The organism is Streptomyces sp. NPDC086023 (genome assembly GCF_044540325.1).
Lineage (GTDB): Bacteria > Actinomycetota > Actinomycetes > Streptomycetales > Streptomycetaceae > Streptomyces.
On record NZ_JBITRX010000011.1, the window covers coordinates 35,181 to 59,407 of the forward strand.

Annotated in this window: 25 protein-coding genes; 15 read left to right on the top strand and 10 right to left on the bottom strand. The window is 73.6% G+C overall.

Annotated features, from left to right (window positions below; all coding sequences use genetic code 11):
• Window positions 1-692 precede the first annotated feature (692 nt).
• The 3 genes from ACIF6F_RS22035 to ACIF6F_RS22045 all read left to right on the top strand — a co-directional run bounded on the left by ACIF6F_RS22035 (window position 693) and on the right by ACIF6F_RS22045 (window position 2,100).
• The gene (locus ACIF6F_RS22035; protein WP_399949064.1) at window positions 693-1,022 is read left to right on the top strand and encodes an STAS domain-containing protein; all 330 of its coding nucleotides are present in this window, start codon (window positions 693-695) and stop codon (window positions 1,020-1,022) included.
• 212 nt (window positions 1,023-1,234) lie between these two features.
• Window positions 1,235-1,651, top strand: a complete 417-nt coding sequence (locus tag ACIF6F_RS22040; protein WP_399949066.1) for a phage holin family protein — start codon at window positions 1,235-1,237, stop codon at window positions 1,649-1,651.
• Window positions 1,648-2,100: a DUF3618 domain-containing protein gene (locus ACIF6F_RS22045; protein ID WP_399949068.1), complete on the top strand. Its 453-nt coding sequence runs from the start codon at window positions 1,648-1,650 to the stop codon at window positions 2,098-2,100. Before ACIF6F_RS22040 ends, ACIF6F_RS22045 begins: the two co-directional genes overlap by 4 nt.
• 33 nt (window positions 2,101-2,133) lie before the next feature.
• On the opposite strand, the gene ACIF6F_RS22050 is transcribed toward ACIF6F_RS22045, so the two are convergent.
• Together ACIF6F_RS22050 and ACIF6F_RS22055 are read right to left on the bottom strand one after the other, a co-directional pair.
• Entirely contained in the window at window positions 2,134-3,093 is a 960-nt protein-coding gene (locus ACIF6F_RS22050; RefSeq protein ID WP_399949070.1) for a DMT family transporter, read from the bottom strand.
• A 50-nt stretch (window positions 3,094-3,143) separates the two neighbouring features.
• The gene (locus tag ACIF6F_RS22055; RefSeq protein WP_399949072.1) at window positions 3,144-3,893 is read right to left on the bottom strand and encodes an ArsR/SmtB family transcription factor; all 750 of its coding nucleotides are present in this window, start codon (window positions 3,891-3,893) and stop codon (window positions 3,144-3,146) included.
• A 209-nt stretch (window positions 3,894-4,102) separates the two neighbouring features.
• On the opposite strand from ACIF6F_RS22055, the gene ACIF6F_RS22060 reads away from it, so the two are divergent.
• The 6 genes from ACIF6F_RS22060 (at window position 4,103) to ACIF6F_RS22085 (ending at window position 9,331) form a co-directional block, all read left to right on the top strand.
• Entirely contained in the window at window positions 4,103-4,972 is an 870-nt protein-coding gene (locus tag ACIF6F_RS22060) for a GyrI-like domain-containing protein (RefSeq protein WP_399949074.1), read from the top strand.
• Between the two features lie 167 nt (window positions 4,973-5,139).
• Window positions 5,140-5,343 (top strand): hypothetical protein, encoded by a 204-nt coding sequence (locus ACIF6F_RS22065; RefSeq protein WP_399949076.1) that lies wholly within the window; start codon window positions 5,140-5,142, stop codon window positions 5,341-5,343.
• 81 nt (window positions 5,344-5,424) lie between these two features.
• A complete protein-coding gene (locus ACIF6F_RS22070; protein ID WP_399949078.1) occupies window positions 5,425-5,805 on the top strand; it encodes an FG-GAP repeat domain-containing protein in 381 nt (126 codons plus the stop codon).
• 163 nt (window positions 5,806-5,968) lie between these two features.
• Complete coding sequence (locus ACIF6F_RS22075) at window positions 5,969-7,486, top strand: cytochrome ubiquinol oxidase subunit I (protein ID WP_399949080.1); 1,518 nt, start codon at window positions 5,969-5,971, stop codon at window positions 7,484-7,486.
• The gene (locus ACIF6F_RS22080; RefSeq protein WP_399949082.1) at window positions 7,483-8,529 is read left to right on the top strand and encodes a cytochrome d ubiquinol oxidase subunit II; all 1,047 of its coding nucleotides are present in this window, start codon (window positions 7,483-7,485) and stop codon (window positions 8,527-8,529) included. The genes ACIF6F_RS22075 and ACIF6F_RS22080 overlap by 4 nt, the downstream gene beginning before the upstream one ends.
• A gap of 319 nt (window positions 8,530-8,848) precedes the next feature.
• Entirely contained in the window at window positions 8,849-9,331 is a 483-nt protein-coding gene (locus ACIF6F_RS22085) for a VanZ family protein (protein ID WP_399949084.1), read from the top strand.
• 92 nt (window positions 9,332-9,423) lie between these two features.
• On the opposite strand, the gene ACIF6F_RS22090 is transcribed toward ACIF6F_RS22085, so the two are convergent.
• The 3 genes from ACIF6F_RS22090 to ACIF6F_RS22100 form a co-directional block, all read right to left on the bottom strand.
• Complete coding sequence (locus tag ACIF6F_RS22090) at window positions 9,424-9,705, bottom strand: WhiB family transcriptional regulator (RefSeq protein WP_399949086.1); 282 nt, start codon at window positions 9,703-9,705, stop codon at window positions 9,424-9,426.
• 527 nt (window positions 9,706-10,232) lie between these two features.
• A complete protein-coding gene (gene rph, locus ACIF6F_RS22095) occupies window positions 10,233-12,899 on the bottom strand; it encodes a rifamycin-inactivating phosphotransferase (protein WP_399949088.1) in 2,667 nt (888 codons plus the stop codon).
• A gap of 146 nt (window positions 12,900-13,045) precedes the next feature.
• Window positions 13,046-13,306, bottom strand: a complete 261-nt coding sequence (locus tag ACIF6F_RS22100; protein WP_399949090.1) for a hypothetical protein — start codon at window positions 13,304-13,306, stop codon at window positions 13,046-13,048.
• Here ACIF6F_RS22100 and ACIF6F_RS22105 point away from each other — a divergent pair.
• Window positions 13,305-14,318, top strand: a complete 1,014-nt coding sequence (locus tag ACIF6F_RS22105; RefSeq protein WP_399949092.1) for an SPFH domain-containing protein — start codon at window positions 13,305-13,307, stop codon at window positions 14,316-14,318. The genes ACIF6F_RS22100 and ACIF6F_RS22105 overlap by 2 nt on opposite strands.
• Entirely contained in the window at window positions 14,315-15,211 is an 897-nt protein-coding gene (locus ACIF6F_RS22110; protein WP_399949094.1) for a hypothetical protein, read from the top strand. Before ACIF6F_RS22105 ends, ACIF6F_RS22110 begins: the two co-directional genes overlap by 4 nt.
• A gap of 205 nt (window positions 15,212-15,416) precedes the next feature.
• Here the strand turns inward: ACIF6F_RS22110 and ACIF6F_RS22115 are convergent, their stop codons facing one another.
• From ACIF6F_RS22115 to ACIF6F_RS22125, 3 genes are all read right to left on the bottom strand, one after another.
• Window positions 15,417-16,157 (bottom strand): VOC family protein, encoded by a 741-nt coding sequence (locus tag ACIF6F_RS22115; RefSeq protein WP_399949097.1) that lies wholly within the window; start codon window positions 16,155-16,157, stop codon window positions 15,417-15,419.
• A gap of 389 nt (window positions 16,158-16,546) precedes the next feature.
• The gene (locus tag ACIF6F_RS22120; RefSeq protein WP_399949099.1) at window positions 16,547-16,738 is read right to left on the bottom strand and encodes a hypothetical protein; all 192 of its coding nucleotides are present in this window, start codon (window positions 16,736-16,738) and stop codon (window positions 16,547-16,549) included.
• Between the two features lie 34 nt (window positions 16,739-16,772).
• Window positions 16,773-18,242 (bottom strand): phosphatidylinositol-specific phospholipase C domain-containing protein, encoded by a 1,470-nt coding sequence (locus ACIF6F_RS22125; RefSeq protein ID WP_399949101.1) that lies wholly within the window; start codon window positions 18,240-18,242, stop codon window positions 16,773-16,775.
• Between the two features lie 339 nt (window positions 18,243-18,581).
• Here ACIF6F_RS22125 and ACIF6F_RS22130 point away from each other — a divergent pair, with 339 nt between their 5' ends.
• Window positions 18,582-20,987 carry an ATP-binding protein gene (locus tag ACIF6F_RS22130; protein ID WP_399949103.1) on the top strand — a complete coding sequence of 802 codons (2,406 nt, stop codon included), beginning with the start codon at window positions 18,582-18,584 and terminating at the stop codon, window positions 20,985-20,987.
• 45 nt (window positions 20,988-21,032) lie between these two features.
• Here ACIF6F_RS22130 and ACIF6F_RS22135 read toward each other — a convergent pair whose 3' ends face one another.
• Both ACIF6F_RS22135 and ACIF6F_RS22140 read right to left on the bottom strand, forming a co-directional pair.
• The gene (locus ACIF6F_RS22135; protein ID WP_399949105.1) at window positions 21,033-21,464 is read right to left on the bottom strand and encodes a hypothetical protein; all 432 of its coding nucleotides are present in this window, start codon (window positions 21,462-21,464) and stop codon (window positions 21,033-21,035) included.
• Window positions 21,465-21,500: 36 nt separating this feature from the next.
• Window positions 21,501-22,676: an amidase gene (locus ACIF6F_RS22140; protein ID WP_399949107.1), complete on the bottom strand. Its 1,176-nt coding sequence runs from the start codon at window positions 22,674-22,676 to the stop codon at window positions 21,501-21,503.
• A 126-nt stretch (window positions 22,677-22,802) separates the two neighbouring features.
• On the opposite strand from ACIF6F_RS22140, the gene ACIF6F_RS22145 reads away from it, so the two are divergent.
• The 3 genes from ACIF6F_RS22145 (at window position 22,803) to ACIF6F_RS22155 (ending at window position 24,197) form a co-directional block, all read left to right on the top strand.
• Complete coding sequence (locus ACIF6F_RS22145; RefSeq protein WP_399949109.1) at window positions 22,803-23,261, top strand: VOC family protein; 459 nt, start codon at window positions 22,803-22,805, stop codon at window positions 23,259-23,261.
• A 51-nt stretch (window positions 23,262-23,312) separates the two neighbouring features.
• Entirely contained in the window at window positions 23,313-23,600 is a 288-nt protein-coding gene (locus tag ACIF6F_RS22150; protein ID WP_399949111.1) for a hypothetical protein, read from the top strand.
• 165 nt (window positions 23,601-23,765) lie between these two features.
• Window positions 23,766-24,197: an SRPBCC family protein gene (locus ACIF6F_RS22155; protein ID WP_399949113.1), complete on the top strand. Its 432-nt coding sequence runs from the start codon at window positions 23,766-23,768 to the stop codon at window positions 24,195-24,197.
• Window positions 24,198-24,227 lie beyond the last annotated feature (30 nt).

Below are 24,227 nucleotides of genomic sequence, written 5' to 3' on the forward strand. Positions count from 1 at the left end.
CGGCCGCGACGGGGAGACCGCCGCAGCGCCCGGCTTGCGCGTCAGGCCCGACGTGGAGACCGGTACACCCGGCACCCGCGGCTTGCCGGGCAGCGCCCGCTGCGGAGCCGGGAGGAACGGATGCGGCAGGGGCGCGGCATCACGCTTGGGGCGCGGCAACGACGCCACGTCCACCCGGCCTGCCGGACGCATCCGGGACAAGCGCGCCTGATCACCAGGCTGCGACCCGCTGGAGGCCCGGAAAGCCCGTCCCCGAGGCATGGGCTCACCCCTTCCACACAAGGGCCGGAGCACCCACGCCCGGAGCACCAACGGCAGAGGAAGGCCACCATTCAACTACTCTCAGTGACCGCGCATGGACGCTACATGACACACAGTCACCGGGGTGTGGCAGGCCTGCCCACAGCGACGCGGCGTTTCGCACGGACGGCCCACTCCCGACCCGCTACGCGGCGGAGATCCGGCTGCGGAAGGAGGGGTAGGACGGTGAGGACTGGGCAGGGGTTGAGTACCAGCCTGGTCTGGTGGGAGACCCCACACCACCATCCGGTCACCGAGGGGTGGCTGACGGCGGGTGCGGGTGGTCTCATTCGGCTTTGCCCGGCACGATGCCGCGGCGCTTGACGGCCTCCTCCGCCCCACTTGGGGAGCCGACCGTGATGGGCTCTCCCCATAGAACGGCGGACCAGCACATGCCTGGCGCCATCCATACCGACACCACCACCCGCCCCGACCGGGTGGTCCTCGCCGTCTCCGGCGAACTCGACATGGGCTCCTGCACACGGCTCTCGACGCTCACCGACGCCCTGATCCTGAGCGGCCGGACCCTGGCGCTGGAGATGTCGGCCGTGACCTTCCTGGACTCCTCCGGCCTCCACCTCCTTCTGACCCTGCGCAACCGCGCGCTCGCCCAGGGCGGAAGGCTCGAACTCCACTGCGTCCCCCACCAGGCACAACGGGTCCTGGACCTCACCGGCACCCGCCACCTCTTCACCCTCCGCCCCGGCACCCCCACCGCCTGACCGGCCACGGCCAGGTCGACCGGTGGCGGCCGTCGGGAAAGTACGGCTTAGCCTTCGCGGCCCACTGATCGGCGGCACGGCCGCCACCGCTGCCCGCACGCCGTCCCGCCTCCGCCCTCCGCGGACCCGCCTCCGCGAGGGGTGACCGGCGGGTTGCGGGGTATGCGCGGCCGGGAACCCCCCTCTGTCAGGCGAAAGAAGGTGAACAGCCAATGAGCACCGTCGGAAGCCGTCCCGGCCATCGCAGCGACGAGTCGGTGGGCGAGCTCGTCACGCGGGCGTCGCAGCAGATCTCGGAACTGGTCCGCGAGGAGATGCAACTGGCCCGCGCGGAGATGGCCCAGAAGGGCAAGCGCTACGGCATGGGCGGCGGCCTGTTCGGGGGTGCCGGCATCGTCGGCATCCTTTCCGCCCAGGCCCTGGTCGCCGCCGCGATCGCGGCCCTGTGGCTGGTCCTGCCGGTGTGGGCGGCGGCCTTGACCGTCGGCATCGCGCTGGCGGCCGTGGCGGCGGTCCTGGCCGTGGCCGGCAGGAAGCAGGTTGCCCGGGCCGGAAGTCCCACACCCGAGAAGACCATCGACAGCGTCAAGGCCGACGTGGCCGAGATCAAGGAGAGGGCACACCGATGAGCCACCAGTCCCAGGGCGAGCAGTCCGCACCGACCCCCGAGCAGCTGCGCGAACAGGTCGATCACACCCGCGATGAACTCGGCCGGACCGTGGAGGCGCTGGCGGCCAAAGCCGACATCAAGGAGCAGGCCAGGGAGAAGGCCGCCGACATCAAGGAGCAGGCCGGACAGAAAGCGGCACTGGCCGCCGACCAGCTGCGGCACACAGCCGCGCAGGCAGCGGAGACGATCAGGGAGAAGACCCCGGCCCCCGTACTCGACAAGGCCGCCCACGTCCGTGAAAGCGTCACCCACACCAGCCGGTTGGCAGTCGCCAAAGCCGGGGAACCCCTACTTCAGATGGCCGGGACGGCCGCCACGAGGGTGCGGGCCAACCCCACGCCGCTGCTGGCCGCCACCGCCGCAATCCTGGTGGTCCTCCTCCTGCGCCGCGGCCGTCGGCAGAGGTGACGCCCGGGCGACGAAGACCAGGAACCGGCCCGGCTACCTCGCCCGTCTGGCCCCGGCTGGGTCCGCCGGACCGGAGGCGGGCCGGCGACGGGACACGGCGACGCCGGAGAGGCACAGCGCACCGCCCAACAGCGTCAGCCACGCCGGCACCTCGCCCAGCAGCAGCCAGCTCAGCAGCACCACGATGGCCGGGACGGCGTACGTGGTCGCGCCCAGCTTCGCGGCGGGCATCCGGGCCAGGGCGTACGTCCAGGTGGTGAACGCGAGGGCGGTCGGCACCACACCCAGATAGAGCATGTTCAGGGTCGCGGAGAGCGGCGCCCGGGACGCCTCCGCGACCAGCTGCCCGGCGAAGGGCAGGCAGACGACTGTCCCGACGAGGCAGCTGTACGCGGTGATCTGGAGCGGCGACCCGCACGCGAGCGCGGGCTTCTGGGCGATCACTCCGGTCGCGTACGCCACCGCCGCCAGCAGGCAGAGCACCACGCCGAGCACGGACGTCGAGCTGCCCCCTCCGGCACCGGCGTCCGCGGCGGACATGGACAGGCCGACGACGACCGCGCCCACGAACGAGACCCCCATGCCCAGCAGCAGCTGCGGCGGCAGCCCCTCCCCCAGCAGCCGGGCGGCGAGCAGGGCCATCAGGATCGGCCCGATGTTGACGAGCAGGGCGGCCGTACCCGCGTCCACCAGGCGCTCGCCCCAGTTCAGCATCACCGTGTACCCGAAGAACCAGACGACGCCCGAGACGAGGATCCCCCGCCACGCACCCCGTGGCGCCGGTCCCTCGCGGCGGGCCAGGAGCAGCAGCCCGAGCACAAGGGAGGCGGTCAGCAGCCGTCCCAGGGCCAGGGCACCCGGAGAGTAGGCCGCGCCCGCACTGCGGATCGACACGAAGGCGGAGGCCCACGCGAGCACGGTGAAGGTGATGGCCCCCAGGGTCGGCAGGTGGATCGGCAGCGGCGACCGCGGGGGCAGCGCGTGGGGTCTCATGGTTCCACCCTAGCCCGCAATATTTCGGTGTCCACCGAAATATTGCGGGTTCAGGCGTACGCCTCCGGCGCGAGGCCGAGCAACTCCCTGAAGGCACTCTTCCCGGCCGCCGTCACCAGCAGTGCCCGCCCGCCGGACGCGGGCCGCTCCACCCAGCCGGCGGCCAGCGCCCGGGCGCACAGCCGGGCCCCCGCCAGCCCGCCCAGGTGCCGGCGCCGCTCCGTCCAGTCCAGGCACGCGCTCACCAGGGGCCGGCGTCCCTCCTGCGCCAGATCCACGCCCGCCCCGACGCACCACTCCCGCCCCGCCGCGGTGAGCTCGAACACCCCGTCGGTCCGCAGCAGCCCGCCCCGCTCCATGGCATCAGTGACCGCCATGCCCAGGCGGCCCGCGAAGTGGTCGTAGCAGGTACGGGCCCGTGCCAGCGGGTCGGGGGCGCCGACCACCGGCACCGTGTGCGCCGCGTCCCGGTCGGGGATCGCGAACGAGGCCAGCCCGTCCACCAGACGGGCCGTCGCGGCGTCGGCGATGCGGACGTACCGGTGCCGGCCCTGCCGCTCGGTCACGCAGACACCCGTCTCCTCCAGGCGCACCAGGTGCCCGGTGACGGTGGACGGCGCCACCCCGGTGATCCGGGCCAGCTCGCCCGCCGTCCAGGCGCGCCCTTCCAGCAGCGCCATGCAGATCGCGGCCCGCGTCTCGTCGGCCAGTGCCCCGGCCAGGCTCGCCAGCCGCGCGGCCGGAGCCGGGGACGCCGGCCCGCGAGTTTCGGTCGGATTCCCGGAGGGCGTCTGATTCATCCCTCCAGCTTGCCTCAACATTTCGCCCGATGCCGAATCAATCAACATGCCGGACGGGTGGTGGTTCCTCGGTTCCTCGGTTCCTCGACCGCTCCGACGACGGAGCGCACCGAACGGAGCCCGGAGGCAGGTGCATGATCGGATCGGTTCGCAGCGGTCGGGTGCCGGCGGGGTGCCCGCTGCCACGGTGGGAGTCGAAAGGAGGCCTCGTGATCTCGGCACTGAACCGGCTCGTCGACCTCGTCGAGGAGCATCTCGCGGAGGATCCCGACGTCCGCGCACTGGCGGCGTCGGTCGGCTCGACCGAATACCACCTGCGCCGGATGTTCTCGTCGCTGGCCGGCATGCCGCTGTCGGAGTACGTGCGGCGTCGGCGCATGACCGTCGCCGCCGCCGAGGTCGTCCGCGGCGAGCAGGACCTGCTCGGCATCGCGGTCCGGCACGGCTACGGCTCGACCGAGGCGTTCGGCCGCGCGTTCCGGGCGGTGCACGGCGCCGGCCCCGGCGACGTGCGCCGCGAAGGAGGCCCCCTGCGTACACAACCACAGCTCAGGTTCCGCCTGACCGTCGAAGGGAGCGTCCCCATGGACACCCGCCTCGTCAACCACCCCGCGTTCCGGCTGATCGGACACGCCGCCCGGGTCCCGCTCGTCCACCAGGGCGTCAATCCCCGCATCCAGGAGCACATCGCCGCGCTGCCACCCGCAGAGCACCAGCGCCTCAAGGCGCTGGCCGACACCGTCCCCGAAGGCCTCCTCCAGGTCTGCGACGACGTCGACCCCGACGGCAGGGAGGGGAGCGAACTCACCTACCTGCACGGAGTGGCCGTCACCCGGGACACCGCGGTCCCCGTGGACCTGGACGCCATCGAGGTCCCGGACGGCATGTGGGCGGTCTTCCGCACCAGCGGCCCGCACCCCCAGGCCCTCCAGACGGCCTGGGCGGCCACCGCGACCGACTGGTTCCCGTCGAACCCCTGGCGACTGCGCCCGGGCCCCTCGATCGTCTCCACCCTGGACCACGCCCCCGACTTCACCACCGCCACCTGCGAACTGTGGCTGCCCGTGGAACCGGAATGATCCGCCGGCAACCTGCCGACAGCGAGCGGCGATCGGCGTACCCGGGACTCAGCCGAGGCGGCGCACTGCCGGCGGCGGCCAGGCCGTCCTGGGCCGCTGCCTGACGGTGGATGAGGCGGCCCCCCGTGCGCAGCTCGGCTGCGCACGGGGGGCCGCAGCCAAACGAGTTGATCTGCCGGCACTCGATGATGCCCTGGAAGCCGCACGCACAGGTGCGCACCTCGCCCGGGGGCGTCGGCGGCGACACCACCCTCGTCGCCAACGACACCCTCTGCAACCGCCCCATGGACGGCTGGACCGCGGGCGGCTCCACCGGGCGCAAGGTCGGCAACGGGGTGAGGACAGGAGCTTCGGCCAGGCGCTGCTGGTGAAGGCTCCGCGCAGCGGTCACGGGGATGTCGGCGGAGCTCACGCCTGCGGGCTTGTACGGCCGCCTCGGGGAGCGCGTCCCGATGCGCGACCGTCCGACGGGCTGGGCCCACGCCACCGTCCTCGCCGTCGGTGACGTGGACGGGGACGGGCAGCCCGACCTGGTGGGCCGCAGCACCAACGGCCGGTACCTGCACCGCGGCACCGTCGGCACGAACCCCGCTCTGCCCCGCGGCGTCGTCGTCCTCGGTGGCGCGGAGTGGTCGCCCGCCGGTCTGCCCGAGATCCTCGCCCCCGGTGATGTGAACGGCGACGGCCGGGCCGACCTGCTGCTCACCACCGCGCCCCAGGGCACCAACACCGGGAACCTGACGTTCCTCCCGGGCGACGCGGCGGGTACCGGATTCGATCCGGCTGTCACGATCGGCGAGGGCGGCTGGCGCTGGATCCAGTCCCTGCGCTGACCCACCGCGGCACCCCGAGGCGCCCCCGGTATCCCCTGCCGGGGGCGCCGATCGGACGAAGGTGATCGGCCTAACGGAGTAGCGGCGGCTCGCGGTTCGCCGGTGTGCGGGGTGCCGGTGGTTGCGTGGTCTTCCCGCACTGTCACCAACGGCGAAGGCCCGTATGCCCACCTCGTTCCACCTGCTGGCGGATGCCCCGGCGCAGCTGCTCCCGGCCAGGGAACTCATGGCCTTCACCCTGGCGTCGCACATCATCCTCGTGCCGCTGGGCGTCGCCTTCCCGTTCATCACCCTGGTGATGCACTACCGGGGGCTGCGCCGCAACGACCCCGCAGCGCTGCTGCTGGCGCGGCGGTGGTCGGCCGTGATGGCGGTGCAGTTCGCGCTCGGCATCGTGACCGGCACCGTCCTCTCCTTCGAGTTCGGCCTGCTCTGGCCCGGTCTGATGGGCCGGTGGGGCGATGTGTTCGGCATCGGTTTCGGTGTCGAGGCGTGGGCGTTCTTCCTGGAGGCCGTGCTGATCGCGATCTACCTGTACGGGTGGCGGCGGCTGAAGCCCCGTACGCACTTCCTGCTCGGGCTGCCGCTCCCGGCCGCCGCGCTGCTTGGCGCATTCGGCATCCTCGCCGCCAACTCGTGGATGAACACCCCTCGGGGGTTCACGCTCGACGCGCAGGGCAACCCCGTCGACGTGAACGTCTGGAAGGCGATCTTCACGCCGATGCTCGGGCCGCAGTACTGGCACTTCGTGGTGGCGATGGTCCTCACCGCGGGCTTCGTGGTCTCCGGCGTCTACGCGACGGGCTGGCTGCGGGGGCGGCGCGACCACTACCACCGGCTCGGTTTCGCCGTGCCGTTCACCATCGCGGCCGTGGCGACCCCCGTGCAGTTCGTCCTCGGCGATTCGCTCGCCCGGTCGGTGTTCCGGCAGCAGCCGGTGAAGTTCGCCGCCATGGAGATCGTCTGGAAGACCGACACCCGGGTGCCGGAGTACATCTTCGGGCGGCTCCAGGAGGACGGGAGCGTCAAGGGCGGCATCCGCATCCCGATGCTCGATTCCCTGCTGGCGGGGTTCAGCGTCGACACCGAGGTGCGGGGCCTGTCGTCCGTCCCCGCAGACCAGAGACCGACGGCCACTCAGGCGACGATCGCGCACTGGGCGTTCGACGTCATGGTGCTGATCGGGTCGGCGCTGGTGCTGCTCGCCCTGTGGTACGGCCTCGTCTGGCTCCGGTACCGGCGGTTGCCGTCGTCGAAGTGGTTCTACCGCTGCGCGGCCTGCGCCGGCGTCGGCTCCGTGGTGACCGTGGAGGCCGGCTGGGTCGCAGCCGAGGTGGGCCGGCAGCCCTGGATCGTGTACGAGAACATGCGGGTCGCGGAGGCCGTGACCTCGACCCGCTCCACCACCCTGTGGGTCATGCTCGGCCTGGTGGTCGTCGTGTACGTGTTCCTCTTCGGCTCGTTCCTGGCCGTGTTGCTGGGCATGCGGAAGCGCTGGCGGCTCGCGGACGCGCAGCACGCCGCCGGCGGACCCGCCCCCGCGCCGGAGGCCGACGCCCCGTACGGACCGCGCGGGCCGCTGCCGGTGGGGGACGGCCTCCCGGCGCGGGCCGGCGGCGGGACGGCCGGCGATGACGGGCCCCCGGCCGGGTCGGGCCGGGCCGGGGAGGGGCGCCCGTGACCGCCGATCTGATCGCCGTGGTGCTGCTGCTCGCCGTCACCGCGTACGCCTGCGCGGGCGGCACGGACTACGGGGCCGGCTTCTGGGACCTGACGGCCGGCGGGGCTCGGCGCGGCAGGCGGGCCCGGTGGCTCGTCGACCACGCGATGGCTCCCGTGTGGGAGGTGAACAACGTCTGGCTGATCTTCGCCCTCGTCATCATGTGGACCGGGTTCCCGGCGCTGTTCCAGGCCGTGTTCTCCGCGATGTGGGTGCCGCTGGCGCTGGCCGTCGTCGGCATGGTCCTGCGCGGGGCCGGTTTCGCGTTCCGCAAGCCGTCCCGGCGGCCGGCCGGCCGCCGGCTGTACGGTGCGGTGTTCGCCGTGGCCTCGGTGGTGACGCCGTTCTTCCTGGGGGCCGCGGTGGGCGGCGTGGCGTCGGGGCGGGTGGCGCCCGGTACCGAGGCGTCGGCGCACGCCTGGTCCGGCCCGACGTCGCTGGTCTTCGGGCTGGGTGCCGTCACGACGACGGCGTTCCTCGGCGCGGTGTTCCTCATCGGGGACGCCCGCCGGTTCGGCGCGCCGGACCTGGTCGGGTACTTCCGGCGGCGGGCACTGGGCAGCCTCGCTGCGCTCGCCGTGCTGGCCGTGGTCACGGCGTTCGTCCTCCGCGACGACTCCCCCTACGTGTGGCACGGGCTGACCCGCGGGGCGGGGCTGTTCTTCGTCGCCGTGTCGGTGGTGTCGGCCGTGGCGACCGGCGCACTCCTCCTGCGGGCGCCGGGGGTGTGGGTGCGCGCGACGGCGGTCGGGGCGGTCGCGTCCGCCGTGCTGGCGTGGGGCATGGCGCAGCGCCCCTACCTGCTCCCCACCTCGCTGACCGTGGCCGAAGCGGCGGGCGCGCCCGCCACCCTGACGTGGCTGGCGGTCGTGACGCTGGTGGCCCTGCTGCTCGTCGTACCGGCGGTGGTCCTCCTGTACTGGCTGGACACGCACGGGGAACTGGAAGAACTCACCGACGCCGAACTCCGCAGAGGGAGCGGGGCGGGCACCCCGGACGACTGAGGGCGCGGCGGCCGGCAGCTGACGGGCCGGGGACCGGAGCGAAGTCGGTCCTGTACAGCCCACGTGGTACGAGCACCTGGGCGCCCGGCGGCGAGAGGCAGGTACCCGGAACCCAGCCGGGGCCGGCTACCCGGCGGCCCGCCCCCAACTCCGCCGCATCCAGGCGTGGTTCATGGGTAGACGCGCTCGCATGACCTGGACACTGGCGCGGATCGGCAAACGGTTCACTTCGGGTACCCGGCGCACGGCGGCGGTGGGGAAACCACCTCCGCGGTCCGCGGGGAGGGAAAATGCGGCGGCGCCCCGGCGGGCGCACCCCGTGGTCCGGGCGCTCGCCATGGTGACGGCCTTCGCCGCGACGGTGGCGTTCAGCGTGCTGCTGGCCCGCCTGACGCTGCAGCCCTCCGCGGCCTCGGCGGCACTGGTGCACAGCAACGTCCACCCCGGGCGCTCCATCAGCCTGTACCTGGGCGACGCCCCCGCCCGCGACGCGGTGCGGCAGCTGGGCGGCAACCTGCTCCTCGGCGTGCCGCTGGGGGTGCTGCTGCCGGTGCTGGTGCCGCCCGCCCGCGGGTTCCTGCGGGTGGGGGTGGTGACGGCCGCCCTGATGACGCTCGTCGAACTCATCCAGGGCGCTCTCGTCACCGGCCGGGCCTTCGATGTGGACGACGTCATCCTCAACACCGTCGGCGCGCTCCTCGGCTACCTGCTCCTCGGCCGACGGCTGGGGCGCGCGGTGCACCGCCCGCGCCGGCACTGGTGGCGCCGTCGGACCGCACGGGGCGCGGCACCGCCCGGCTGAGGGGCGGGGGCGGGCCGTAACGGTACGGGCCCGGCCCCGGCCGCCGCGGGGGCGTCGGGGCCGGGCCCGTACCAGTGCCGGGGCCGGGGCCTTCAGGCCGAGGCGTGCACGTAGAGGGCCCGTCGCTCCTCCTCGGTCAGGCCGCCCCACACCCCGTACGGCTCCCGGGAACTCAGTGCGTGCCTCCGGCACTCGACCCGCACCGGGCACGCCGCGCAGACCTTCCGCGCCGCCTCCTCCCGGGCGGACCGCTCCCGGCTGCTCTCGCACGGGGGCCGGAGGAACCCCTCCGTACCGAGACCTCGGCACGCGGCACGGTCCGGCCACGCCCGGCGGTCCTCGGCCCGGTCCAGCAGCGGCCACACGTTCGCCATCGGTCGACTCCTCTCGCACGGGGACCGGTATCCCCACGCAGCTCAGTCCTCGTCTGGCCCGACGGCGCGTTCCGAAACGTCCGCCCTCGCCGTGACGCCGGCGCGCGCGGTCGGTGCGCGGTGCCGGCGTCGGGGGGAGGCGGGAGGGCGCCTCGGGGCGCGGGAGGCCGGCGTACGGGGCCCGGGGCGAGCGGGGCGGGCGTGGCGAGGGCGCGGAGCAGGCCGGGACCGGCGGCCGAGGAGGAGTTCCTCGTAACGGCCCAGTGCCAGCAGGACGCAGAGCATCACGGCCGGCATCGCCACGGCGGCCACCGCCATCACGGGGTCACCGGGGCCGGGCATCGCGGAGCGGGTCGGTCGAGTCGGCTTCGGGGGCGGGGCCTGCACCGGCGAGGTCCTGTTCCGTACGGCTGGAGGAGAAGTGTGAAGGGGGCACTCGCCGCTGCTGCCCCGGTGCGGAGTGCGCATGCGGGGTCGATGGGGGCGCCCGGCCCGGCGGATCCGCCGGGCCGGGCGTCGCGTCCGGTTCAGGAGAGGATCTCCACGTACCCGTCGGTGCCGTGCACGCGGATGCGCTGGCCGTCGCGGATCAGCCGGGTGGCCCCGTCCACGCCCACGACCGCCGGCAGGCCGTACTCGCGGGCGATCACCGCTCCGTGGGTCATCAGACCGCCGACCTCCGTCACCAGGGCCGCGGCGCCGACGAACAGGGGTGACCAGCTCGGGTCGGTGAAGGTCGTCACGAGGATGTCGCCCGCCTCGAGGTCGGCGTCCGCGATGTCGAGGACGACACGGGCCCGCCCCTCCACGGTCCCCGTCGAGACCGGGAGGCCGGTCAGCGCTCCGGGCGGCACGTCGTCGCGCCGGTACGACCCGGTGAGGGCTTCGCCCTCCGAGGTGAGGACGCGGGGCGGGGTGAGCGCCTCGTACGACCTGAACGCCTCCTTCCGCTGCCGGATCAGCTCGCCGAGCCGGGCGGCCGTCGCGGACCGTTCGCCGGCGCCGGACCCGTACGGGTCGCGGCGGACGACGTCGCGGAACTCCTGGAAGGTCAGGTGGAAGACGTCGTCCCGCTCGGGCAGCACGCCGGCCTGCACGAGACGCGCGGCCTCCCCGAGCAGGGCCTGCTTGTAGAGGAAGTAGCGGCTGACGATGCCGTACTTCGGATACTCGCGGTACCCGGCGAAGGCGCGGACCGTGTCGATCATCCGCTTGGTCTCTTCGGCCTTGCGGTCCCCGTCCGGCAGCTCGCGCAGGCGCGCCAGTACCTCCTGCGCCTTGTCGTGCGCCTTCCGGCGGCCCTCTTCGAAGCGCTGTGCGGCGGCGCCGGGCTCGAAGTTCCTGACGTTGTCGAGGATCACGGGTACGAGGGCGCCGGGGCGCTCGTGCCAGCGCGGCCTGGTGATGTCGATCTCGCCGACGCAGCGCATGCCGTAGCGGGCCAGGTAGTCCTCGACGGCCTTCCGGACGCCGGGCCCGCCGGGGAGTTCGGCGAGTCCGTCCAGGAAGCCGCCGTCCTCGACACCGCGGTCGTGTACGTCCTGGAGGAACGCGACGACGTCCGGGAGCGGGCGGACCGTGTCCGCGACGGCGAGCAGGTCCAGCCCCATCTCCGAGGTGATGTTGTCGGGGGCGGACAGGGTGAGGGTGTCGGCGGCGTTCTTCTCCCCCAGCCATTCCTGCAGCTTGTCGTTGAGCCACCAGGCGGCCTCCATGCCCGCCATGATCGCCCGCATGTTCAGCGGGTCGCCGACCACCCGCTTGTGCTCCTCGAAGGCCTCCTCCAGGTAGTCGAACAGCTCAGGTCCGCTCTTCGTCCGGATGTCGCGCTCCAGCGCCGCGACGGACGCCCGGCTGCGCTCGATCAGCTCGCCGACCACGGCGGGATCGGTCTCGACCGCGCCGGGTGCACCGTCCCGCCCGCCCGCCGCTGCCGGAACCCCGCCGGATTCGGCGTCCGGGAGCAACGGGACGAAGCCCCGGTCGAGGACGGTTTCCAGGGCGTCCCTGACCAGTGGATCGCCCTTCCCGAGGGCGTCCAGGAGTCCGGCGCGGCTCGCGGAGTCGGCGAGGCGCGCGGTGACGTCGACGAACAGCCGTCCGCCGGCCTCGTGCATCGGCACCAGGGCCGTCAGCTGCCACATGGAGTGGCCCAGGGCTTTCATCGCGTCGGTCATCATCTGTCCGTGGCCGACCGAGACGTAGACGTGGTTGTCCTGGTCGGCCGCCGCGGGGACGGGGAAGAGCGTCGTGATCGGGCGGCTCTGGACGATCCGGAAGCCGCCGTCGGCATCCAGACACCATTCGATGTCCTGCGGGCGGCCGAAGTGTGCCTCGATGTGCCGTCCGAGCCGCACGAGTTCGACGACCTGCGCGTCCGTCAGCGCGGGCTGCTCCTGCTCCTGGGCGCCGACCGCGACTTCCTCCGTCCCGCCGCCCGGCAGCGGCCGGACGGCACGCTGCTTGGCGGCGATCGTCCGGGAGACGACCCGGCCGTCGCGGACCGTGAAGACGTCCGGGTTGACCAGGCCGGAGACCAGGGCCTCACCGAGGCCGAAGCCGGCGTCCACGGTGGCGACCTTCCGGTTGCCCGAGACGGGGTCGGCGGTGAACAGGATCCCGGAGGCCCGGGGGAACACCATCCGCTGCACGACCACGGCCATGTGGACCGTACGGTCGTCGATTCCGTTGCGCCGGCGGTAGGTGACGGCACGTTCGGTGAACAGCGAGGCCCAGCACCGGCTGACGTGCCGGAGGACCTCCGCCGGTCCCACGATGTTCAGGTACGTGTCCTGCTGGCCCGCGAAGGACGCCGTCGGGAGGTCCTCCGCCGTCGCGCTGGAACGGACGGCGCAGGGGACGTCCGCGCCGAGCCGGGCCAGGCCGCGGGTGACCGCCGCCGCGAGGTCTTCCGGGAGCTCGATCCGCTCGATGGTCCGGCGGATCTGCGCGCTGAGCGTGCGGACCGCGTCCCGGTCGTCCGGGTCGAGGCCGGCCAGCCGGTCGAGCAGACCCGCGAGGGACGGCGCGCGCGCCACCACGTGCCGGAAGGCGTCCGTCGTGACGCAGAAACCGTCCGGCACGCTGATGCCCTCGATCCCCGACAGGCTGCCCAGGTGCGCGCCCTTCCCGCCGACACGCGCGATGTGCGTCTCGTCGATCTCGTGCAGGCCCACCACGTACTGCTCGATCACTCGCTATCCACCTCTGGCTGAGAAGACGACTGGGAGGACGACCCCGCCTCGCGTCGCGCGCCGCAGCTGCGCAGGCGGGGGCGTGGTGGCCTCAGGCCGACGATTGTGCGTCGTGGGCGGGGGCTTGCCGCAAGACCCCCGGTGCGCTATACGTTGAAGAGGGCAAGGAGATCGTTCTTCTTGCCCTTCGTGTTTTCCGGGCCCTTCAGGATGTCCCGGCGGGTCAGCGCGGAACGCGCCCCGAGTGAGGCCTGCACGGCCAACCACACGTCCCCCTCGCCGCGTTCGGCACCGCGTGCCCAGATGTTCCCACCCGTACCGGGCGGCACCCCCTCCCTTTTCGTCCCCTTGACGATATGGACGACTGCCGTTATCGTCAGGTCGACGAAATAGAGGGGGTCCACCATGGCCGACATCACCCGGCGCTTCGGCTGGCGTCATCTGCGCTCCGCGCCCACCGCCCACATCCGCCACCACAAGCGCGGCCGGCTCGTCCACGACGGCCGAGGTCTCAGCTTCTGGTACCGGTCGCTGTCGGCGGCGTTGTCCGAAGTTCCCGTCGACGACCGGGAGCTGGCCATGGCCTTCCACGCCCGTACGGCCGACTTCCAGGACGTCACCGTGCAGGCCACCGTCACCTACCGGATCAGCGACCCGGCCGAGGCGGCGGACCGGCTCGACTTCTCCGTGGACCCGGACACCGGCAGCTGGCGCGGCGCGCCGTTGGAGCAGATCGCCACCCTCCTCACCGAGACCGCGCAGCAGCACGCACTGGACGTGCTGGCCCGGACCCCGCTGGCCGGGGCGCTGGTGGACGGTGTCGCCTCCGTACGGCAGAGCGTCGGCGCCGGTCTCGCCGCCGAGCCCCGGCTCCCGGCCACCGGCATCGACGTGGTGGCCGTGCGCGTCGTCGCCATCCGGCCCGAAGCCGAGGTGGAGCGCGCCCTGCGCACACCGGCCCGCGAGCAGATCCAGCAGGAGGCGGACCGGGCCACCTACGAGCGGCGGGCCGTGGCCGTCGAGCGTGAGCGCGCGATCGCCGAGAACGAGCTGGCCAGTCAGATCGAACTGGCACGGCGCGAAGAGCAGTTGGTGGAGCAGCGCGGCATCAACGCCCGGCGTGAGGCCGAGGAGAAGGCGGCGGCCGACAGCGTACGGACCGAGGCCGAGGCCGCGCGCAAGGTCCGCCTGGCGCGCGCGGACGCCGAGGCGTCACGCGCGACGGGCTCGGCGCGGGCCGAGGCCCAGGCCGCCTGGCTGCACGTGCACGACGAGGCCGGACCGGGCACGTTGTACGCCCTGGCGGCCACCCGGCTGGCGGAGAACCTGCCCCGGGTGGAGAGCATCACGCTCTCCCCCGACGTCCTCACCGGCCTCCTCGCCAGGCTCGGGCGTCCGGACTCCGGGGCGGACGCGTGAGCCTGGCGCCGCGCGCGGTGCTCGTACACCGCAGGACCGAGTACGAGGAGCTGATCGACCGGCACGGGACCCACGGGCAGGCCGCGTTCTTCCTCTCCAGCCGGGGCCGCTCGATCGGCGAAGTGGTCGAGCGCCACGGCCGGAACCGGCAGGCGCTGCGGGAGGTGGCGGCGGCGGTACCCCTCACCTGGCGCACCTCCCAGGTGGAGCGGTCTGACCTGGACCGCTTCCTCTTCGCACCGGAGGACGTGGTGGTCGTGGTCGGGCAGGACGGTCTGGTCGCCAACGCCGCGAAGTACCTCACCGGGCAGCCGGTGATCGGGATCGACACCGACCCGGGACGCAACCCAGGCGTCCTGGTCCGGCACCGCTGCGCCGACACGGCCGCCCTGCTGCGCGCCGCGGCCACCGGGGGACGGACGGAGGACCTGACCATGGTCGAGGCCGTCGCCGACGACACCCAGCGGCTGCTGGCCCTCAACGAGATCTACCTGGGCCCGCCCGGGCACCAGACGGCCCGGTACCGGCTGGGCCCGGACGGCGAGGAGGGCCAGGAGGAGGCCCAGGCGTCTTCCGGTGTGCTCGTCGGTACCGGGACCGGAGCCACCGGCTGGCTGCGCTCCCTGTGGCTGGAACGCGGCAGCACCGAACGCCTTCCCGATCCGTGCGAGCGCCGGCTCATGTGGTTCGTACGCGAGGCCTGGCCGTCGCCCGCGACCGGAACGTCCAGGGTGGCGGGGCAGCTGTCACACGGTCAGGGACTGCGGCTGACCGTGGAGTCGGACCGGATCGTGGTCTTCGGCGACGGGATGGAGGCCGACTCCCTCCAGCTGACCTGGGGCCAGAGCGTACGGCTGGGCATCGCGGCGACATCGCTGCGACTGCTGACGTAGCCCGCCGGGACCGGCCTTCCGCGCTCCCGCCGACTACTCGCCTCCGGCGCGACCGGCGACAGGTGTCACGTCGGGGGGTGCCAGGGCGGTGTCGGCGTGCCGAGGTCGGTGTACTTGCGGGCGTACTCGGGCCACAGCGTGCCCAGCACGAGGACCGGACCGCGCTCGCCGTGTCCATCCCGCCCTGGCCGAGCAGGGTGCGGCGTCAGGACGGGGCGAGGACGCAGAACTCGTGGCCCTCGGGGTCGGTCAGGCAGGTCCACGGGCGGTCGCCCTGGCCGAGGTCGAGGTCGGTGGCGCCGAGGGCGCGCAGGCGGGACACTTCCGCCTCCTTGTCGTCGCCCGGGTAGGGCAGCAGGTCGAGGTGGACCCGGTCCGGGGCGGCCTTGCCGCCGGGCGTGCGAAGGAACGCGAGGTACGGACCGACGCCCGCGGCGGACCGGAACACCGCCCGTTCGTCCGTCACTTCGTGCGCGGTCCAGTCGGTCGCCGCGCCCCAGAAGCGGGCCATGGCCCGCGGATCCTCGGAGTCGACCACCACCACGGCGACCGGCCCGGTGTCGCGGTAGGTCTCGCGGGGCTCCAGCACGCAGAACTCGTTGCCCTCCGGGTCCGCCAGGACGGTCCACGGCACGTCGCCCTGTCCCACGTGCGCGTGCGTCGCGCCGCGGTCCAGCAGCCGTGCGACCAGTTCGGCCTGGTGGGCGGCCGACCTGGTGGCGAGGTCGAGGTGCACGCGGTTCTTCACCGCGGTCTTGGGTTCCGGAACGGGCACGACGTCGACGCCGAGGACGACCGGGTCCGGCCAGACGAGGCCGCCGGCAGGACCGACGTACCTGGTCGCGCCCGGGCGGTACGCGGTCCAGCCCAGCGCCTCCGCCCAGAACAGGCCCACCGCCTCGGCGTCGACGGCCTTCAGGTTCACGTGAACGGGTCGCAGCGCCATGCGGCGATCCTACGCACCCGTCCCGTGGCGGCTGTCGGCGCCGCGGACGTCGCCGGCCGGTGCGGCCCGGCGGTTCAGCGCTCAGTAGCGCTCACGGCCGGCCTTCGCGTAGGCGTCACCCGCGCGGAACGGTGCCGCTGGTGCGGCGAGGACTTCGCGCTGCCGACCGGCCGGCAGGTCGAAGTCCAGTGGGGCGCGGCGTACGGCGTCTTCGCGGGGCCAGGGCGTGTGCGGCCAGCAGGCGCCGGGCGCGGATCGGGTCGCGTCGGCACACCGGCCCCTCGTACCAGGACCGGAACCCGTCGCGGTCGCCGGGCGGGACTCGCCGGAGGGCCGGTGCCGTGTGCCAGTCGGCCTCGCGGCGCACGCGCAGCCAGATCGAAAGGCTGTCAGCAGCGGTCATGGAAGTCCTCCAGAGCCGCCGTTTCGCGGTGGTCCCGGTACGGGGCGTGACCGGTGAGGCCGACGGCCAGGTCCTCGCCGACGGATTCGATCAGCGCCCGTTCGGGGGTGACCCAGCTCTCGAACCGGCCGCCGATCGCGGCCTCCACCAACCGGCCGCTCGCAGGCCCGGCCGGCACCGTGGGGCGGTGCCGGCCGGGTGGTCGGGGTGGGTCAGCGCTTGGGGCAGGCGGCCTGGGTGACCTTCCCGGCCTTGCCGCCCGTCGTCGCGGGGTCCAGGGTCAGGCACTTGCCGGTCCACTGGTTGACGAAGTAGTAGCCGTGCGACTTCCCGTTGCTGTCGATGTTGGTCGGCATGACCTCCCACAGCTGGGTGGCCGACGACCATCGGGTCTCGCACGGCCACCAGAACAGCTGCGTGCCGTCGCCGGGCGGGGTGCCGAGGTTCCACGGGATCGTGAGGCAGTGGCCGTTGCTCGCCTTGATCCAGTAGTAGCCCTTGCCGTCGTAGTCGGGCTTGGTGGCCGTCCACTGGTGGCTGCTGGGCGCGGGGTTCGCGCACGCCCTCTGCGTGACCAGGCCGCCGGAGCCGTCGGGGAACTCGTCACCGCGGACCATGCACCGGTTGCCGTTGTAGGTGCTGACGTACTGCTTGGAGTCGCTGACGGTCCACACCGCGGGGTGCGGCTCGAACACGTAGTTGTCGCGGTTGAGCTGCTCGACCACGGACGACGGGGTGTGGCCCGAGTTGTCGGAGACCTGGTAGTGGTCCACCGCGACGAAGTTCGGGTTGCGGCCCGCGGCGGGCCGGCACGACTTCTCGATGCGGCTCTTCAGCTGGGACCCGTTGTCTATCTTGGCGTAGGCCGCCGGATCGAGGTTGTCCGAGCTGAACTGGTTCATGGTGAACAGCGGGGTGAGGTTGGACGTTCCCGGCATCGGGTTCTGGTTCAGCGGCCTGCTCTGGCCGCGCTGCTCGCAGCCGTACGGCTGGCCCTGGCCGTAGCTGTACCGGTTCTCCACGGTGTGGGTCCAGGTGTTCATCAGGGTGCCCTGGCCGACGGCGAGGTCGCTCCAGCTGTCCTGGAAGATCACGAGGCGCTGGTTGTCGGCGACCATGTCGCGCAGGCGCGGCCAGTTGTTGGTGTTGATGCCGTAGTTGTTCTGGTTGAAGAGCAGCCCGCCGGCGCCCTTGGCGTCCAGCATGTCGGTGATCGTCTTGCTGAGGGTCTGCTGGCCGGCGTAGTTCTCCAGGAAGACCGTCACCACTTCCTGCTGGTTCTTCTGCAGGAAGTTCACGATGGTCAGCAGCGCGGACTTGAAGTCCTCGTAGCACAGGGCCGTACCGCCGTGGCACAGTGCGACGGGCCCGGTGCCCTTGGGGTCGTACGTGTCGAGCATCAGGCCGCGCACCCCGTTGTCGAGCTGCTCCTTGATGCTGTGCGACTGGTTGGGTGGTACGGGGAACTGGCTCCAGTCGTCGGCGTAGGAGTTGTGCGTGGTCACCCATGACCACTGGTGGTAGCGCGAGTTCCCGTATTTGCTGCCCGCCGCCATCGCGCCCGTCGGCGCCGTGAGCATCGAGGCGAGGACGAGGAGCGGGATCACCGGCACGACGAGCAGTCGCAGCAGACGGGCCCGGTGGCCGGCACCCGGACGGAGCGCGGCACCACTGGTTCTCATGTGAATTCCCCTGGTCGGTCGAAGGCGGTCGCCGACGTCCGCAGACGCAGACGCGGTTGCGGTTGCGGTTGCGGTTGCGGTTCGGCGGCGACCGGATGTCTGGCGGTTCCCCCGAGTCCGGCGCGGGACCGCCCGCGGAGCGTGGGCGGGGCGGCGGGGCCGCGACGGACCGGCCCGGAGGGGGGCTGGTCGGGCCCCCGTCCGGGTCGCCCACAGCCAACCGCGCGGCGGCGGAGGCGGACCAGGCGGTTCCACCGGCGGAAGTACGGTCCGGCATACTTCTGCCGGAAGGATTCGGCGGACCGGCCGGTCCGTGCGGCACCGGGGGACACAGCAGGCATGGGGACGGACACACCGGCCACCGGCGGGTTCGGCGACCGCCTGCTGCGCCTGCGTACCGCCGCCGGGTTGAGCCAGGAGGCACTGGCCCACGCCGCGGGCATGAGCGTGCGGGCCCTGTCGGACATGGAACGCGGCCGGTCCCGGGGGCCGCAGCGGCGCACCGTGGAGGCCCTGGCCACGGCGCTGGAACTGGATGCGACCGGCGCCGAGGAACTGGAGCGGACGGCCGCCCTGGGACGGCCGCGCGCGCGGCGGGCCACCGGACGGCCCCCGGCCGGGGCGGGCGAGCCCGCCCGCCCGGAGGCGGGGTCCGCCTGCGGCGGCGTTCCGGCGTGCGCACCGCGGCCGGAGCCGGCCGGTCACCACCCGCTCGCCCTGCCCCGCGACCTCCGTGACTTCACCGCCCGGGGCCCCGCTCTGGCGCGGCTGACCGCCCTGGTCGAAGACCCCGCCCCCGGCCACCCGCCGACAGCCGTGATCAGCGGCCAGCCGGGCCTGGGCAAGTCCGCCTTCGCCGTGCACGCCGCCCACGCCCTCGCACCGCACTTCCCGGACGGGCAGTTCCACGTCGACCTGCGCGGCATGGACCCGCGGCCGACCCTCCCCCGCGACGCCCTCGCCCGGCTGCTGCACGCGCTGGGCGTCGCCGGCGGCGCGGTACCCGCCGCCACCGAGGACCGCAGCGGCCTGCTCCGTTCCGTCCTGCGCGACAAGCGCGCCTTACTCCTGCTGGACAACGCGAGCGACGAGCAGCAGGTACGCCCCCTGCTGCCCGGCCAGGGATCCTCGCTCACCCTGGTCACCAGCCGCCAGTCCCTGGCCGGCCTCGAAGCGGTGCACCGCACCGAACTCGGCCTGCTGCGCCGCGAGGAGGCCGTGGAGCTGCTCACGCGCATCGTGGGCCCCGAGCGGGTCGGGCAGGAGGGCCAGGCCGCCCGCGACCTCGCCGAGCTCTGCGGCCACCTCCCGCTGGCCGTACGGATCGCCGGGCAGCGCCTCGCCGCCCGGCCGGGCGAACGGATCGCCAAGCTCGTCGACCAGCTCGCCGAGCAGGGCGGCCGGCTGGACACCCTGCGGGCCGGCTCGCTGGAGGTCCGGGCCGCCTTCGCGCTGTCCTACCGGCAGCTGAGCCCGCAGGCCCGCACCGTCTTCCGGCGCTCCTGCCTCGCCGCCGGCCCCGACTTCAGCCCCGAGACCGCCGCCCTGCTCGCCGGCCTCCCCCGCCGCCAGGCCGCCCGCTGCGCCCAGGACCTGACCGACGCCGGGTTGCTCCAGCCGCATCCCACCGCGGACCGCTACCGCTACCACGACCTGCTGGCCCTGTACGCCGCCGAGCAGTTGGCCGAGGAGGACGGGCCCGAGGAGATCGCCGCCGCCGAGGACCGGGCGGCCCGCTGGGCCCTGCGCCGGGCCACGGCCGCCGCGCTGCACTTCGACGCCGACCACCCGCCCGTGCCCCGGACCGCGGCCGACGGCGACCCCGACCCGGCCACCGCGCCCGCCGGGCCGGACCGCGCCCACACCTGGCTGGAGAACGAACGCGCCCAGTGGCTGGAGGCCCTGCGGCGGGCACAGGCGGCCGGCGACCACCGACGGGTGGTCGACGCGGCAGAGGCGATGCACTGGTTCTCCGACCGGACCATGCACTGGGAGCTGTGGGCGGAGGTGTTCCGGCGCGGCGCCGACTCGGCCCGCGCCCTGGGCAGCCGGCGGGAGGAGGCCGTCCAGCTGAACTACCTCGCCTGGGCCTACAACGTGTGCCTCTACGACCACGCCGCCGCGCTCGCCACGGCCCGGGCCGCCCTCGGCGTGGCCCGCGAGACCGGCGACGAGGTCCAGGTGGGCTGGGCCATGGGCTACGCGGCCGGCGCGCTGCACCGGCTCGGCCGGACCGACGAGGCCATCGAGGAGTTCCGGCGGGCGGCCGACCACCTCGCCGTCCAGACCGGCGCCCAGAGCCGCCTGGCCGAACTCACCGCCCTCAACCTGCTGGGCCAGCTGTTGCGCCAGGTCGGCCGCGCCGCCGAGGCGCTGGCCATCCACCGGCGGAGCGAGGCCCGCTGCCGGGCCGGCGTCCCGGGGAAGCCGCAGGAGGTGATCGGCCTGTACCTCGCCGCGAGCCGCCAGCACATCGGCAACGACCTGGCCGCGCTGGAGCGGTGGCAGGAGGCGGAAGCGCCGTTGTCCTACGCACTGGCGCACTTCGAGGGGGCCAGGATGCCCGCCTGGAGCGAAGCCGCCCGGCTCGACCTCGGGATCGTCCTGCGCCATCTCGGCCGCGGCGACGAGGCCCGCGCATCACTGACGGCCGCCCACGAGGCCCTCGTACGCCTCAACAACCCCCGGCAGCTCGAAGCCGCCGCCGAACTCCGCGCCCTGGACGACGCGGGCCGGACCGCGTGAGGGTCCGCCGGCACGTTGCACGCCCGGGCGGGCGGAGGGGCGAGGTCACGGGTGGGTGAGGACGGTCTCGGGGGCGCCGTCGAGGACGAAGCCGTTGTCGAAGCGGACGCGGGCGGTGGCGCGCCCACCGTGCTCCTGGAAGTCGGTCCACTGCGGCTCCAGTTCGCGGACCTCCTCCTCAAGGCGTTGCCTGCTCGCCTCGGGCATCGTGTGGCCGTAGTCCGCGAGGAGACCCCGGAGGCGCAGGTACTCGCGGACGCCGTGGCTCTCGCGCGGCGGACCGTCGACCCGCTCGACGGTGCCCTCGCTGCCGGCCGCCAGGGACAGGAAGCCTGCTGTGGCCCCAGAGGTGCCGTCGACCGCTTCGCCCAGGGAGATGTCCACCACCAGCTTCACGCGCTGCCCCTGCGCCAGACCCATGTTCTTCCGTTCCCAGTCGCCGCCGGCCGCGCGCCGGGCGGCCGCGGTCGTCCCCATTGTCCCACCTGCGGTGCCTGAGGTCGCCGGCGGAGGTCACCGGCGGGACGTTCGGACCGGCCGCCCGGGGAGCGCGTGGTGCCAGCGTCCGGCGGCGTCGAGGAGCAGGGCGTCGGCGTGGTGGCGGGCGATCAGCTGGAGGCCGACGGGCTCCCCGTCCGGGGTGCGGCCGGCGGGGAGGGTGATCGCCGGGTGGCCGGAGAGGTTGAAGGCCCAGGTGAGTGCCACGCTCATGCGCGGGCCGGGGCCCTCGTGGCCGTGCGGTGGGTGGGGCGTGGTGGGCGTGGCCAGGAGATCGGACTGCTCGAACGCCTCACGCAGGGTCTGCGCGTTGTCCTCGGCGAGGCTCGTCGTGTTCTGGTCGGGCGTGCCTGCGCGCAGCGCGGTCCACGCCGGAGCCGGATCGCGGAGCTCCACCGGCCGGTCGACGAGGCGGCACAGCCCGGCGCGGACGAGGTGGTGGAGGGCGCCGAGGGCGGTGGCCGCGACGGCCGGGGCGGTGTCGGCGTACCCCAGGGTGGCGGTCCACGTGACGCGGGGGGTGCCGCACGACACCGGCGTCGGGGGCGGGCCGGGCACGACGGCACGGAGGTAGGCCAGGGCGTCGGCCGGGTCGCGGACGAGCACGCCGGGGGTGTTGAGTCCGGCCCGGTCTCGGGCGGGCAGCAGGCCGTTGGTGGGCTTGAAGCCGGTGACGCCGCACCAGGCCGCGGGGATGCGTACGGATCCCGCCCCGTCGGAGCCGGTGGCGAGGGGTACGAGACCTGCGCCGACGGCTGCTGCGGAGCCGGCCGACGAGCCGCCCGGCGACCAGTCGGGGTCGAGGGGGTTGAGGGTGGGTCCTCGGTCGGTGGCTCCGTACGTCTGCCAGCCCGTCCCGGCCCGGGGCACGGAGGTCGCACCGATCGGTACGCAGCCTGCGGCGACGAGGCGCCGGTTCTGCACCGAGTGGGTGCCCTCGCTCGACTTGACGGCGATCGGTACGCCGGCCAGCGGCAGCCTCAGCCCACGGGCCACGTGGGCGTCGACCTCCTTGGCCCGGCTCCGGGCGGCATCGGCCCACAGGGCGGTGAACGCCCGCAGTCCGCCGTCGCGCCGGGCGGTGACGGCGAGCGCGATGTCGACCGTCTCCGCGGCCGTGACCTTGCCGCGGTTGACCAGGTCGGCGATGTCGACGGCGGAGAGTGAGGCGTACCGGTGGTCGTCGAGCATGGGGACCTCCTGGCGTGGTGTCGTGCGGCGTCCGCGGTGAAGCGTACGGTCGGGGACTGTCAGGGCCGTCGGCGGCCGGCCGCTCTCGGCCGCTGACGGCCGCACGAGTTCGAAGGAGGAACCAGCATGGCAATCCAGCGGATGGACAACGTCGGCATCGTCGTGGACGACATGGATGCCGCCATCGCGTTCTTCGTGGAACTCGGCATGGAGCTGGAGGGCAGAACGGAGGTCGCCGGCTCCTTCGCCGACGAGTGCACCGGACTCGACGGCGTGCGCTGCGACATCGCCATGGTCCGCACCCCTGACGGGCACGGCCGGCTTGAGCTGGCGAAGTACCACAGCCCCGCGGCCATCAGCGGCGGGCCGCGCGACCGGCCCCACAACATCCTGGGCACGCACCGCGTCATGTTCGCCGTCGACGACCTTGAGGACACCGTCGCGCGACTGCGCCCGTACGGCGCCGAACTCGTCGGCGGGATCGCCCGTTTCGAGGACGCGTACCTGCTCTGCTACGTCCGCGGGCCGGAAGGCATCATCGTCGGGCTGGCCGAGGAACTGCCTTCGCACGGGCCTTCGTCCTGACGGCCCGGCAGCCCTGCGAGGGGGCCGGATCCCGACGCCTATGATCCCGGGATGGAAATCGAACTGTCCGATGCGCTGGACGAGCTGGCCGAGCTGCAGGAAGCGACCGATGAGGCGCACGCCCGGTTGACACGCCTTCAGGAAGAGCTCGGGGATTCAGCCGGGTGGACCGACGAGCAGCACGTGACCTGGCGGGACGCGTGGGAGGACGCCCGCGAGCCGTGGTGGCTGCTGGATTCTGCCCTGGACCTCTACGCGGAGCAGTTCGGCATGGACCGCGAGGAGCTGGAGGCCACGGTGCAGGAGGCCGCCGGCCGCGCGGTGCAGGACCGGGACTGACGGTGCGGGTCAGCCGTCGAAGCAGCGCTCGGCACCGGGCTCGGAGGCTCCGCGGCGGTCCGGGGCGTCCGGCCACGTCGCTCGGAATGCCGGGCAGTGCATCCGCCGAAGGGTGGCTGCCGGAAGTCGTTGTAGGGAGAGCGGCGAACCGCTGAGGAGACGGCCATGATCCGAGTTGCCCGCACCATGCTGGTCCCCGTCGCGATGCCGGACCTCGTGGCATACCTCGCGGACTTCACGCACGCCGAGGAGTGGGATCCGGCGACCGTTTCCTGCGTCCGCCTGGACGCGGGACCCGTCGGGCCGGGCTCGCGGTGGCGGAACACCTCGCGCTTCCGCGGACGCGACGCCGAGGTGTCGTACCGGCTCGATGTCCGGGAAGGCGACCTGCTCGTGTTCAGCGGCGAGAACAGGACGGTCGCCGTCACGGACGACCTCCGCTTCACGCCGGCGGAGGAGGGGGCGACCCGACTGGTCTACACCGCGACGTTCCGCTTCAGGGGCGTGGCCCGGCTGGCCGCTCCGTTCGTACGCAAGGAGGTCGAGCGGCTCGCGGACGGCGTCGCCGCTGCCCTGCCGCGCGCCGCGGCGCGCTGACTCCGGTCGGCAGCGGTCGGTCGCCCGGGC